This is a genomic window from Hymenobacter swuensis DY53, assembly GCF_000576555.1.
In the GTDB taxonomy this organism is placed as follows: Bacteria; Bacteroidota; Bacteroidia; order Cytophagales; family Hymenobacteraceae; genus Hymenobacter; species Hymenobacter swuensis.
In genome coordinates, this window is sequence record NZ_CP007145.1 from 676,641 (window position 1) to 689,883 (window position 13,243).

The following is a 13,243-nucleotide window of genomic DNA, read 5'->3' on the forward strand; positions in this document are numbered from 1 at the left end:
TGATTGGCTAGTGCCAAGCTACTACATCCGGTTGATAATCTCGTCGCCGAACTCGCTGCATTTGAGGAGGGTGGCGCCTTCCATCAGGCGTTCGAAGTCGTAGGTGACGCGCTTGGCGGCAATGGCGGCTTCGAGGCCTTTGTAGATGAGGTCGGCGGCTTCCTGCCAGCCCAGGTGCTCCAGCATGAGGGCGCCGGAGAGGATAACCGAGCCGGGGTTCACCTTGTCCTGGTTGGCGTACTTGGGCGCGGTGCCGTGGGTGGCCTCAAAAATAGCGTGGCCGGTGAGGTAGTTGATGTTGGCCCCGGGCGCAATGCCGATACCGCCCACAATGGCGGCCAGCGCGTCGGAGATGTAGTCGCCGTTCAGGTTCAGGGTGGCTACCACCGAGTAGTCGGCGGGGCGGAGCAGAATCTGCTGCAGGAAGGCGTCGGCAATGCTGTCCTTGATGAGGATTTTGCCGCCGTCGAGGGCTGCTTTCTGCTGGGCGTCGGCCACTTCCTGGCCCTGCTTGGCCAGCACCTTGTCGTACTGGGCCCAGGTGTACACCTTGTCGCCAAACTCCTTTTCGGCCAGCTCGTAGCCCCAGGTTTTGAACGCGCCTTCGGTGAACTTCATGATGTTGCCCTTGTGCACGATGGTCACCGAAGGCTTTTTGTGCTCGATGGCGTACTGGATGGCGGCGCGCACGAGGCGCTCGGTGCCTTCCTTGCTCACGGGCTTGATGCCGAACGAGGACGTTTCGGGGAAGCGGATTTTCTTCACGCCCATCTCATCCTGCAGGAATTCCAGCATTTTCTGGGCCTGCGGGGTGCCGTTCATGTACTCGATGCCGGCGTAGATATCCTCCGTGTTTTCGCGGAAAATCACCATGTCGGTCAGCTCCGGGTGCTTCACGGGGGAGGGCACGCCCTCGAACCAGCGCACGGGGCGCACGCAGGCGTACAGATCCAGCTCTTGGCGCAGGGCCACGTTGAGGCTGCGGATACCGCCGCCCACGGGCGTGGTCAGGGGGCCTTTGATGCCCACGAGGTAGTCGCGGAAGGCATCCAGGGTTTCGTTGGGCAGCCAGTTGTTGAGCTGCTTGAATGCTTTCTCACCGGCCAGTACTTCTTTCCACACCAGCTTGCGCGAGCCGCCGTAGGCTTTCTCTACTGCCGCGTTGAACACGCGCACGGAAGCCGCCCAAATATCCGGACCCGTACCGTCGCCTTCAATGAACGGGATGATGGGTTGATCGGGCACATTCAGCTTGCCGTTCTTGATGGTGATTTTCTCTGCCATTGTTGAAAAGGTACTTAGGTACTATAGGGGTTGTAGTTGAGTGGGGGCCACTCTGTCATCCTGAGCGGAGCGAAGGACCTTATCACGTTGGCTAGTCGTTGAACAACTTGTTCTGACGTGGTAAGGTCCTTTGCTCCGCTCAGGATGACAGGCGGCGTCAGTACCCGAAAATCTCTTTTAGGGTAAGTTGCTGGACCTGGCCGTATTTGGCCAGCTCCTTGAAATTGAGGCGGTCTTTGCTGCCGATGACCAGGATGGTCTGGGGCTGGCCTTTCACCCGGGCCTGCTGGAATTTGAGCAGGTCCTGGAAGCTCATGTTGGGCGTCTGCTCGTACACGTCGCGGCGCAGGTCGTAGTCGAGGCCCAGGCGCTTGGCCCGCTCGTAGCTGAACAGCACGTCCGACTTGGTGATGCGCTCCGTGGCAATGCTGTTGCGGATGGCGTCCTTAGCGATTTGCAGGTTGGCCTCGGCGGCGGGCATGTCGTTGAGCAGGGTGTTCATGCCGGCCATGGCCTCGGGCAGCTTGTCGCTCTGGGTGCCGATGTAGCTGAGGTTGTAGGAGCTGCGGCCGGCCTTGTCGGCCGAGGCGAAGCGCGAGGAAGCCGAGTAAGCCAGGGCCTTCGACTCGCGCAACTCCTGGAACACGATGCTGCCCATCGAGCCGCCAAAGTACTCGTTGTAGAGGCTGGTGGTGGGCACCAGGCCCTTGTCGTACACGGGGCCTTTGCTCAGGAACAGGATTTCGGCCTGCACCATGTTGTAATCCACCCAGTACACCTTGCGCTCCGTCAGCGGCTGCTCGGCAAAGTCCTTAGCGGCTGGGGTAGGGGTGAGCTTGGCAGGTACGCGGTGCAGTTGATTTAAGGTATTTACGATACCTGTAGCCGATTCCCATTCCCGTCGTCCTTTCTCGTCACCGTTAGTGGAAACAGTTGCAGTGGCTATTCCCTCCACTTTACGCGGCCCGTAGTACAGCACGCGGTGCTGGTAGGTCGGGAGTTTCTGGATGAGGCTGGTGAGCTGCTCGGGTTTCAGGGCCTTTAGCTCTTTCTCGCTTAGCTGCGTGGTGAAGGGGTTTTTCGCGCCGTACTTGGCGTAGTTCACCAGGGCCTGGTTCAGAATTACGCCTTTGTTGAGCTTGGCATCCTGACGGGCTTTCAGCACCCCGGCCACCATGTTCTGCAAAGCGGCGGCATCGGGCTTGGGTGCGGCCAGCAGGCTCTCGAACAATTGCAGGGCCTTCTCGAAGTTGCTGTCGAGGCCGGAGAGGCTCACGAAGGTGCGGTCCTGGCCGCTTTGTACGGCGAAGGAGCAGCCCAGCTTGTAGAACTCCTGCTGGAGCTGGGCGGCGGTGTACTTGCCAGTGCCCAGGTACTGCAGGTAGTCGGTGGCGAGGCCCAGCTTGGGGTCGTTGTTCGTGCCCAGGTCGAGCACGTAGTACAGGTTGAAGAGGTTGTTCTCCGAGTTGTGGGTGTAGTACACCGGCACCCCCGAGGCCAGCTTGGTTTCCTGAATATCCTTTTTGTAGTCGAGAAACACCGGCTGCAGCGCGGGGGCGGGCTTGGCCGTTACCTCTTTATAGAAGTCGGAGGCCACCTCGCGGTTCACGGGGACGGGCGTAATGGCGGGCTTCACCACCTTCACCTTGTTGGGGTCCTGGCCGGTGCGCTTGTACACCAGCGCGTAGCCAGGGCCGTAGTACTGATTCGCCACGCGCATCACTTCTTCCTTGGTGATGGTGCCGAAGTCGTCCGTCTGCTTGAGGTAATCCTTCCAGTCCTCGCGCGCCACGAAAGCCGCCACGAACGCGCCGGCGCGGGCCTCGTTGCTCTCGTAGCTCTTGGTGCGCTGGAGCTGCTCGTTGTTGATGATGGCCGGAATCAGCCACTCCGGGAAGTTGCCCTGCTTCACCTTGTTCAGCTCGGCCAGCAGCAGGTCACGCACTTGCTCCAGCTTCTGGCCCTGGCGGGGCGTGGCGTAGAGGATGTGCGAGGAGTAGTCGTTGTTGATGTCGGTGAACGAGGCGGCGCTCAGCACGGCCTGCTTCTGGTTCAGGTCGAGGTCGATGAGGCCGGCCTGGCCGTTGCTCAGGATCTTGTCGATCATGCGCAGCACTAAGGCGTCGCGGGTAGTAGTACCAGGCAGGCGGAAACCGAGCATCACGTTTTCGGCGTCGGGCCCAAGCACCTGCTTCACGATGGGCGCGGTAATGGGCGCTTCCTGGGCGGCCACAAAGGCCTCCACCGGCTTGCTCTGCAGCTTGCCGAAGTACTGGTCGATGATGCGGATGGTCTGGTCGTAGTCCAGGTCGCCCGAGAGGCACAGGGCCACGTTATTCGGCACGTAGTACTTCTCGAAATACCGCTTAATCTCCGTAATGGACGGGTTTTGCAGGTGGTCGATGGTCCCGATGGTGGTCTGGGTGCCGTACTCGTGCTGCTGGTAGAGGCTGGCGCTCAGGGCCTCGTATTCCTTACGAAAATCAGAGTCGAGGCCACGGTTTTTCTCCTCGTACACGGCCTCCAGCTCGGTGTGGAACAGGCGTGGTACCATCTCGCCGAGGCGCTCGGCCTGCACAGCGGCCCACTTCTCCAGCTGGTTGCTCGGAATGTCCTCCTGGTACACCGTCTGCTCCACCGAGGTGTAGGCGTTGGAACCCTTGGCCCCGATGGCCCCCATCACCTTGTCGTACTCGTTGGCCACGGCATATTTGGCCGCCACGCCCGAAATGGAGTCGATCTGGTGGTAGGTGCGCTTGCGGGCGGCGGGGTCGTTGCGCTGGGCGCGGTACTGCTCGTAGAGGGCCTCAATCTTGTCCAGCTCTACTTTCTCGGCGGCCCAGTTCTGCGTGCCCAGCCGGGAGGTACCCTTAAACACCATGTGCTCCAGGTAGTGGGCCAGGCCGGTGGCGGTGCTGGGGTCGTTTTTGGAGCCGGCCCGCACGGCCAGGTAGGTCTGAATGCGGGGAGCGTCCTTGTAATCGGAGAGATAAACCGTCAGGCCGTTATCCAGGGTATAGATGCGGGCCTTAAGCGGGTCGCCTTCCACTGTCTGGTAGGCGTATTCCTTTGGTTTGGAGGCTTCTGCGCTGGTGGCCGGGGCCGTAACTGCTGCCGTGGCGGCGGGCTTACTGGTCTGGCATTGGGTCAGACCGAGTGAAGCCAAGGCCGGAAGTAGAAGCAGAAGAGGTTTTTTCACGGGAGGACCAGTGCGGAACGCAGAGCAGAAAGGAATAAGGAATCAAAGATAGGCGGACCCCCCGGGAATAAAAAGCCCCATCGAACCCCTGGCGCCGCGAAGTGCGAAAAAATGCGTATGAGTGAACAATGTCGGCTGGTCGGACAGCGGTTAATAGCCTAAGCCGTTTTATAACATTGCCCCGGCCAAACTCAGATGGTGGCTTTCCTGCTCAACACAAAAAACCTACATTAGCCTCTCCCGCAAGTAGTTTTCCTCGTTAGCTGGGATGGTGTTTTATGTATAGCTGAACAGTAGTGGCAATGGCTTATATGTGGCGGGTGCTTTGGTGGTTAAGCGGTGGGATGACAGCTGTTAGTCTGGCTGGCTGCATTGAGTTGTTCGAACCGGTGGTGCCCGGTAGTTCCAGGGATTTTCTGGTAGTGGATGGCTTCATTAATATCCAGGGCCGCACCCGTATCCGGCTTTCACATACTTCGGATATAAACAGCACAACAGCCAACGCTGCTGAAGCTAAGGCAGCCTTATATATTGAGGAGGAAATGGGTGTCCAGTACGCTATGCGTGATGCTGGTAACGGAAATTATGTTTCTGATTCTCTATTATTAAATCCAGCAAAACGCTACAGACTGCGAATTAAAACAGCCCTGCAACGGGAATATACTTCAGCATTTGTTGATGCCAGGGTAACGCCTCCCATCGATGCAGTTACCTGGAAAAATCGGCCTCTGGGTATTCAAGTGTATGTCAGCGCACACGATAATGACAGCCGGACGCATTATTATCGGTGGGAATATATTGAAACCTGGGAGTACATCAGCCCTTGGAATTCTTTGTATGAATATTCGCCGCCCGGTCCTTTGCCGCCCGGTAATTATATATTGCCCCTGGGAGTAATTACCGTCAGAACAAAGCCTATTAACCGTTGCTGGGCTACGGAATATTCCAACGATATCCAGCTGGGTTCCAGTGTGCGGCTGGCGCAGGATGTAATAGCCGATTACCCTTTGCGTTTATTGCCCGCCTCATCTGCCAATAAATTGCAGGAAAAATACAGTGTATTAGTCAGGCAATACGGGCAGACCGCTGAGGAATACGCCTATTGGGAAAAGCTTAAAAAAAATACGGAAGTTTTAGGGACGCTTTTTGATCCGCAGCCTTCACAATTAACCGGAAACATACAGAATATAGTGGAGCCCGGCGAAGTAGTAATCGGGTATATAGGTGCGCACTCAGTTGCGGAAAAGCGCCTCTTTATCAGCCGGGCCGAACTGCCGGCAGATTTTTCGAATTTTACGGGATATGAACAGTGTGTGAAACAGGATTCGGTAACTAATCCCGGGCTGCTGCCTTATTATTTATATCCGGGCACGCAGATGCTTATAGATGTAGTTGAGGTTAATCAGACTAAAAATTACCTGATAGCAAAAACTGAGTGCGTCGACTGCCAGAAACGCGGGGGCGTCACTCAGAAGCCCGCATTCTGGAGATAAACCGGCAAAGTGCTGCTGCCGGGCTCTACCATGGCTGGTCTTAGTCCACGTCGAGGCCCAGCTTTTGCTTCATCTCGCCCAGCATCGGGTACTTCTCCATCAGGTAGTCCATCTTGTCGGTGGAGGTGTAGAGCTTGCGGCCGGTTTCTACCCGTTCTACCACTTCCACCGTCACGTTCAGGCGCGGGTAGCCGGTACGGCGGCGTAGCTCCCCCAGAAACTCGGCCCGCAGCTCACTGAACAGGTCTTCCTGCACGGGGTTATCCACGCGGAGCAGAATCATGTGCTGCTCGTTGGCCTGCACCGGGCGGTTGAGCAGGCTGTAGTGCATCATGCTGATGGGCTTGCGCTCCTCAGTCAACTCCTTCCACACGCGCTGTAACACCTCGTCGTTGATGGCAGGCAGGCCGGTGGTGGGGCCGGTGGGCTCGGCATCAGTAGCGGCTTTGCCGGCGGCAGCTTTCTGCTCCATCTGAGCCTTCATGGCACTCAGGCTGCCCAGGCCGGGCAGCTTTGTGCCAAGACCTAGCGGCTTGCCGGCCGGAGGCATACCGGGGCGCGGTGGGGGCATGGGCGCGGCCGTCACGGCCATTTGGCCCGGCTCGTGGCCGGCAATGCTGGGCGCCCCGATTTCCACATGCGGCACGGTGTCGCGCAGCTGCCGGGTAGTGGGCACCTGGGTAGCCGCTTCGTCTTCGATGCTGGGCGTGTCGTGCAGCTCTTCCACGCCGCTTTCCACTGGCACAATGGGCTCGGGGTCAGCGGGGGCGTGGATGAGTGGTTGTTGGTTGTTAGTTGTTGGTTGTTGGGCCGCTGGAGCCGCGTTGTATACCGCCGGGGTTTCGGCGGTGCCGTCGGCTACGAGGCGGCCATTGGCGGCTGGTGGCGCGGTAACCGGAGCTGGGGCAGGTATTACGCTACTTTTTTTTTTCGCCTCGCCGTTGTCGGCTGAGGCGGGCGCACCTTGCAGGTCGCGGGCAAACTGCACCGCACCATTGAGGTAGGCCAGCTTCATCAGCGTCAGCTCCACATGCAGACGCTGGTTCTTGGCCTGCTTGAACTCCCGGTCGCATAGGCTGACCAGGTTCAGAGCAGAGAGCAGAAAAGCCAGCGGCGCGGCTTGGGCCTGCTGCACGTAGCGCGCCCGAATGTTGTCGGATACTTCCAGCAGCTGCACCGTCACGGGGTCTTTGCACACCAACAGCCCGCGCAGGTGCTCGGCGGCGCCCACCACAAAGTTGTGCAGGTCGAAGCCCTGTTGCATCACCTCATCCAGCAGTAGCAGCGTGGCCGATAGGTTCTCGGTCAACAGCGCGTCAATCAGTCGGAAATAGTACTCGTAGTCCAGAATGTGCAGGTTCTGCACCACGTCCTGGTAGCGCAGGTTGTGGCCCGAGAAGGTCACCATCTGGTCGAACATGCTCAGGGCGTCGCGCAGGCCGCCGTCGGCCTTTTGGGCCAGCAGGTGCAGGGCGTCGTCCTCGGCCTGAATCTGCTCCTGGGTGGCCACGTAGCGCAGATGGTTGCGCATGTCGTCCACCTTGATGCGGTTGAAGTCGAAAATCTGACACCGCGACAAGATGGTAGGGATAATCTTGTGCCGCTCGGTGGTGGCCAGGATGAAGATGGCGTAGCTCGGTGGCTCCTCCAGCGTCTTGAGAAAGGCGTTGAAGGCCGCATTCGAGAGCATGTGCACTTCGTCGATGATGTACACCTTGAAGCGGCCCTGCTGCGGGGCGTAGCGCACCTGCTCCACTAGGCTGCGGATGTCCTCGACGGAGTTGTTGGAGGCCGCATCCAGCTCGTGGACGTTGAACGAGGCGTTTTCCTGGAAGGCCCGGCACGACGAGCATTTGCCGCAGGCCTCCAGGTCGAAGGGCGTGTTGTCGGGGTCAGCGGCGGCCAGCAGCGCGTCGGGCACGATGTCAGGCTGGGTTTTGATCAGCTCCGAAACCGGCCGGCTTTTGCGCACGTGCTCTTCCACGAACTCGCAGTTGATGGTTTTGGCCAGGATCCGGGCGCAGGTGGTTTTGCCCACGCCCCGGGGACCGCAGAACAGAAACGCTTGGGCCAAGTGCTGGGAGGCAATGGCGTTCTGCAGGGTGGTGGTTACGTGCTGCTGCCCCACCACGCTGCGAAACGTGGCCGGGCGGTACTTCCGGGCCGAAACGACAAAATTTTCCATACGAGCTAGGGGCAAAGATACGCAACCGCCCGCCCGATTCCGCCCGACTGCCGCCACCGACTGCCGGATTTGCTGCCGGATTACAGCCACCCGGCGAGTCACACAATGATGTGATTATGTTTATATTTAATAGAATTTATTTTCTATTTGTGCGCCGATCCGCAGCAGGTTTTGAAGTGCCTGCTAGGTACGCTGCCTTTTCTCTTTGAAAGTAGTAACCAGCTGATTCGGTAGGATTTGGGGCAATGCAGCCGGCCCCACGGTGAAGGTGCTGCTGACTGTTTTGTTTCCCTACTCGTTTTCCCCATGAAACACCCCGTTCTGTTGCCGCTGCTGGGCGGCCTGCTGCTGACCACCGCCGCCCTGGCCCAGCCATCCGTGCCCGCCGCGCCCACGGGGGCGGCTTCCGATACCTATTTTGGGGTGAAGGTGGACGACCCGTACCGCAACCTCGAAAACCTGCAGGACCCCGCCGTGGCTTCCTGGATGAAAGCCCAGAGCGAATACGCGCGCCGCACCCTCAACGCCATTCCAGGCCGGCAGGGGCTGATTGATAAAATGGTGGAAATCGACAAGCGCAAGGCGGCCCGCGTATCCGACCTGCGTGTGGCCGACAACGACCGGTATTTCTACTACAAATCCCGCCCCCAGGATCAGCAGCCCAAGCTCTACTGCCGCGACGGGTACAAGGGTCAGGAAGTGCTGCTCTTCGACCCTGAAGCCTACGAAAAAGGCAAGGTGTACAACATCAACGGCTTTGCGCCCAGCCCCGATGGCTCCAAGGTGTCGTTCGGCATCAGCGAGAAAGGCACCGAGTTGGGCCGCACGCTGATTATGGATGTGAAAACTCGTAAGCTCTTCCCCGAGCAGATTCCGCTGAACCGGGGCGGCGGCGAGTGGCTGCCCGACAACCAGACCCTGGCCTACATGCCCTACAATAACGGCGACCTGAAGGACATGGCCGCCCGCCAGAACATGCAGTGCCGCCTGCACCGCCTGGGCACGCCCGTGGCCCAGGACCAGGCAGTCTTTTCCAGCCAGCTCTACCCCAAGCTCGGCATCAAACCTTCCGACTACCCCTATGCGGGCATCGACCGGGACACCAAGCTGGCCTACGGTTTTCTGTACTCCGTGGACCGCTACATGAACGTGTTCTACGCCCCGGCGGCGGCCCTCACCAAGCCCAATATCCCGTGGCAGCCCCTGTTTCGGCCCACTGATGAGGTGACCAACTTCGTGACCGACGAGCAACACATCTACTTCGTGACGTCGCGCAACACGCCCCGCCAGAAGCTCATGCGCATGCCCGCCGCCCGGCCCAACGTAGCCACGGCTGAAGTGCTGGTGCCCGAAAGCGCCGACGAGTCGATTATGGACGAGCAGCTGAAATCCACCAAAGACGGCGTGTACTTTGTGCGCAGTCGCAACGGGGTGGAGGCGCGACTGTACTTCGTACCCCGGGGCAGGAAGGCGGCGCAGGAGCTGAAGCTGCCCCGTGCCGCCGGCCGGATCGAGCTGACCAGCAAAAACGCGCAGTCCTCGGACCTGTGGGTGACGCTGGGCGGCTGGACCACCGACCGGCAGCGCTACCGCTACAGCCCGGCCAGCGGCAAGTTCACGCCTGAGCCATTGTCGTCGGAGGCGCAATATCCGGAGTTTGCCGGGCTGGTGGTGGAGGAAGTGCTGGTGCCCTCGCACGACGGGGTGCAGGTGCCGCTGTCGTTAGTGTATAAAAAAGGCCTGAAGCGCGACGGGTCGGCGCCCACACTCATGGTGGGGTATGGTGCGTATTCCATTTCCATGGAGCCCACATTTATGCCGCCGTTCCTGCTGTGGACGCAGCAGGGCGGTATTTTGGCCGTGCCCCACGTGCGGGGTGGCGGCGAGTTGGGCGAGGCTTGGCACAAGGCCGGCCAGAAAGCTACCAAGCCCAACACCTGGAAAGACCTCATTGCCTGCGCTGAGTACCTGACCAAAAACAGCTACACCGCGCCCGGCAAAATTGCCATCAACGGCGGCAGCGCCGGGGGCATCCTCATCGGCCGCGCCATGACGGAGCGGCCCGACCTGTTCGCCGCCGCCATTCCAGAAGTGGGCTGCTTAAACGCCGTGCGCATGGAAAACTCGCCCAACGGCCCCGTGAACGTGCCTGAATTCGGCACTATGACCAAGGAAGACGAAGCCAAGGCCCTGCTGGAAATGGATGCCTACCATCATCTGAAAGCCGGCACCAGCTACCCCGCCACGCTCATTACGGCCGGCTTCAACGACCCGCGCGTTATTGCCTGGCAGCCGGCCAAATTTGCCGCCCGGCTGCAAGCCAGCAACATCGGCAGCAAACCTGTCCTGTTCTTCACCGACTACGAGGCCGGCCACGGCATGGGCGACTCCCGCCTCAAGCAGTTCGAGGCCATTGCCGACCTGATGGCCTTCGGTTTGTGGCAAACTAGTTCCTTTGGCTTTCAGCCCGATAAAGTAGCCGTGAAGTAAGGTGTCATTCCGAATGGAGTGAGGAATCTGGGTTCAACTTCTACGTTTTACCCCAGATTCCTCACTGCTTTCAAAACAACAAACGGGAACATTTTCGGGTGTCAGCAACGTTTACCGGCTGATGTGCGTACATTCGCACCCCGCTACCTCGGTGGCGGGTTTGTTCTTTCTCAATTGGGGCCGACCGGAATTGACAGCTTGTGCATGTCGCGAGTAAGCGTGTCGGGAGTTGGATGAATCTCCCGTAAAAAAAGCCGTCCAAACAATAACTGGCGAGTATAGCTACGCCATGGCTGCCTAGTTTAGAACTAAGCACTGTCATCGTCCCGCACCCGTATTCCTTCTCACGGGTGAGTTCGGGGCGTCGTAAGAGTTAGGATAGTGCAGGTGGCACTGTGACGCCTGCGCGAAACTCAAACAGATAAGGGGAAATCAAGGGCCTGATGTGCGCCTGGTTTCCTTCGAAAATCCAAGCATAGATACACACGTAGAAAGCTCGACGCCTTCCTTGTCTGGACCAGGGTTCGAATCCCTGCGGCTCCACTTTATTGCAAAAGTGAAAGGATAGAAGTGAGAAGTTAGACTTCTGTTCTTCTTTTCCTGTCTTCTGAACTTTTGAAACCCGATTCAGCACTGCTGAGTCGGGTTTTTTTTGTAAACGACTACTACTGCCATTCCGGGCAGCACGTGGCATCTGAAACGCGGATTGTGTGGATTACCGGATTGCGACTATCCAACATCCGTGTAATCTGAGCAATCTGCATAATCCGCGTTTCAGATTCCTCCTGCGTCGGAATGACAGATAGCCCAGGCCACCCCGCCCATGCCCAACGGAACCCTGCTGCTCATCGATGACGAAACCAGCCTGCGCCAGATGCTGGCCCGGGTGCTGGAGCTGGAAGACTACACCGTGCTGCAGGCCCCCGACGCCCGTCGCGGCCTAGAAATGCTGCGCCAGCACGCCGAGGACGTGCTGGTGGTGCTGAGCGACGTGAAGCTGCCCGACGGCTACGGCCTCGATTTGCTGCCGCGCTACAAGCAGGTGGCCCCGCTGGCCGAAGTCATTCTGATGACGGCCTACGGCACCATCCCCGACGGTGTGCGGGCCATGAAGGAAGGCGCTTTCGACTACCTCACCAAGGGCGACTCCGACGACCAACTGCTGGTGGTAGTAGACCGCGCCGCCGAAAAAGCCCGTCTGCAGCGTCGCGTGGCCGACCTCGAAAAGAAAGTAGGCGCTCAGTACAGCTTCGACAGCATGATTGGCCGCTCCGGGGCGCTGCTGCAGGCCCGCAAGCTGGCCGAACGCGCCGCCCCCACCGACAGCACCGTGCTGCTGGAAGGCCCCACCGGGGCGGGCAAGGAGCTGTTTGCCCAGGCCATTCACCAGGCCAGTCCGCGCCGCAGCAAGCCGTTTGTTGCCGTGAACTGCTCGGCCTTCCCCAAGGACTTGCTGGAATCGGAGCTGTTTGGCTACAAGAAGGGCGCGTTTACGGGGGCGTTGACGGATAAGAAGGGCCTGCTGGAAGAGGCCAACGGCGGCACCTTGTTCCTGGACGAAATCGGGGAGCTGGAGCTGAACGTGCAGGCCAAGTTCCTTAGGGTGCTGGAAACCCAGCAGTTCACCAAGCTCGGCGACACCCGGCCTACCAGCGTGAACGTGCGCATTGTGGCGGCCACCAACCGCAACCTGCGCCAGGAAGCCGAGGCCGGCCACTTCCGGCCTGATTTGTACTACCGCTTGGCCGTGTTTACGGTGCCGGTGCCGGGCCTGAACGAGCGGCGCGAGGACGTGCCGCTGCTGGCCGAATACTTCCTCCAATTCTTTGCCGGCAAGCTGCGCCGCCGCCTACGCGGCCTCGAGCCTGAGGTGCTGGAGCAGCTGCGCCGCCACGACTGGCGCGGCAACGTGCGGGAGCTGAAAAACGTGCTGGAGCGCGCCGCCATCCTCGCCGATGGCGACACGCTCACTACCGACGACCTGCCCGCCGAGTTCCACTATCTGCCCGCCGCCCCCACTACCGACGAAGCCTCCGATAACAGCCTGCGCACCATCGAAAAGCGCCAGATCCGGCAGGTGCTCCACGACACCGGCGGCAACAAAATGGAAGCCGCCCGCCAGCTCGGCATCGGCACCAAAACCCTCTACCGCAAAATTCAGGAGTACGGGCTGTAGAGTAGAGACGCAACAGTTGGAGTCTCGTCGTTGAACGATGCCGCCTGCGTCCCAGGGCTGAAGCCCTGGGCTACGTAGCGTCCGCCCGTTCTCTCTCACTCTCACTATCCCAGGGCTGAAGCCCTGGGATGCAAGCACCCTACCAAACCGGGTTATTCTGACCAGCGCACCGGGTCAAAATGACCCGGTTTCTTTGTGAGCGGGGAGTGGGGTAAGAGAAGTTTAAAAATATTTTAATCTGATAATCAAGTAGATAAAATAAGAATAAGAAACAGCATCCGGATGTGGGCCCTGATTGGCAAGAAGCCGCCCGAGCCATTCGTCGATTCGGCAAACGGACCGAACCGGGGCCGGTGCTGGGGTGCCTGACAACCAGCCCAGCGCCATGCCCCGCCGACGCACGGCTCACTCACGGA

The 13,243-nt window shown here is 59.5% G+C and carries 6 protein-coding genes and 1 other RNA gene; 4 read left to right on the forward strand and 3 right to left on the reverse strand.

Translation table 11 applies throughout. From position 1 onward, the window contains the following. Window positions 1–21: 21 nt before the first annotated feature. Both icd and HSW_RS04430 read right to left on the reverse strand, forming a co-directional pair. Window positions 22–1,284, reverse strand: a complete 1,263-nt coding sequence (gene icd / locus HSW_RS04425) for an NADP-dependent isocitrate dehydrogenase (RefSeq protein WP_044000981.1) — start codon at window positions 1,282–1,284, stop codon at window positions 22–24. A gap of 157 nt (window positions 1,285–1,441) precedes the next feature. Further along, on the reverse strand, window positions 1,442–4,450 hold the full coding sequence (locus tag HSW_RS04430) for a M16 family metallopeptidase (protein ID WP_231501352.1): 3,009 nt from the start codon (window positions 4,448–4,450) through the stop codon (window positions 1,442–1,444). A gap of 335 nt (window positions 4,451–4,785) precedes the next feature. Here HSW_RS04430 and HSW_RS23390 point away from each other — a divergent pair, with 335 nt between their 5' ends. Then, window positions 4,786–5,976, forward strand: a complete 1,191-nt coding sequence (locus tag HSW_RS23390) for a DUF4249 domain-containing protein (protein ID WP_071883059.1) — start codon at window positions 4,786–4,788, stop codon at window positions 5,974–5,976. A gap of 40 nt (window positions 5,977–6,016) precedes the next feature. Here HSW_RS23390 and dnaX read toward each other — a convergent pair whose 3' ends face one another. Then, window positions 6,017–8,161 (reverse strand): DNA polymerase III subunit gamma/tau, encoded by a 2,145-nt coding sequence (gene dnaX / locus HSW_RS04440; RefSeq protein WP_044000983.1) that lies wholly within the window; start codon window positions 8,159–8,161, stop codon window positions 6,017–6,019. A 306-nt stretch (window positions 8,162–8,467) separates the two neighbouring features. Here dnaX and HSW_RS04445 point away from each other — a divergent pair, with 306 nt between their 5' ends. The 3 genes from HSW_RS04445 (at window position 8,468) to HSW_RS04450 (ending at window position 12,827) form a co-directional block, all read left to right on the forward strand. Next, a complete protein-coding gene (locus HSW_RS04445; RefSeq protein ID WP_044000984.1) occupies window positions 8,468–10,651 on the forward strand; it encodes a prolyl oligopeptidase family serine peptidase in 2,184 nt (727 codons plus the stop codon). 176 nt (window positions 10,652–10,827) lie between these two features. Further along, window positions 10,828–11,197: a transfer-messenger RNA gene (gene ssrA, locus HSW_RS23395) on the forward strand. Between the two features lie 277 nt (window positions 11,198–11,474). Beyond that, entirely contained in the window at window positions 11,475–12,827 is a 1,353-nt protein-coding gene (locus HSW_RS04450) for a sigma-54-dependent transcriptional regulator (RefSeq protein WP_044000985.1), read from the forward strand. The last annotated feature ends 416 nt before the right edge of the window (window positions 12,828–13,243 follow it).

What these genes read in the sequence shown, in the direction of transcription:
- icd (WP_044000981.1), bottom strand. Translation starts at nt 1,284, where the DNA reads ATGGCAGAGAAAATCACCATCAAGAACGGCAAGCTGAATGTGCCCGAT.
- HSW_RS23390 (WP_071883059.1), top strand. Translation starts at nt 4,786, where the DNA reads ATGGCTTATATGTGGCGGGTGCTTTGGTGGTTAAGCGGTGGGATGACA.
- dnaX (WP_044000983.1), bottom strand. Translation starts at nt 8,161, where the DNA reads ATGGAAAATTTTGTCGTTTCGGCCCGGAAGTACCGCCCGGCCACGTTT.
- HSW_RS04445 (WP_044000984.1), top strand. Translation starts at nt 8,468, where the DNA reads ATGAAACACCCCGTTCTGTTGCCGCTGCTGGGCGGCCTGCTGCTGACC.
- HSW_RS04450 (WP_044000985.1), top strand. Translation starts at nt 11,475, where the DNA reads ATGCCCAACGGAACCCTGCTGCTCATCGATGACGAAACCAGCCTGCGC.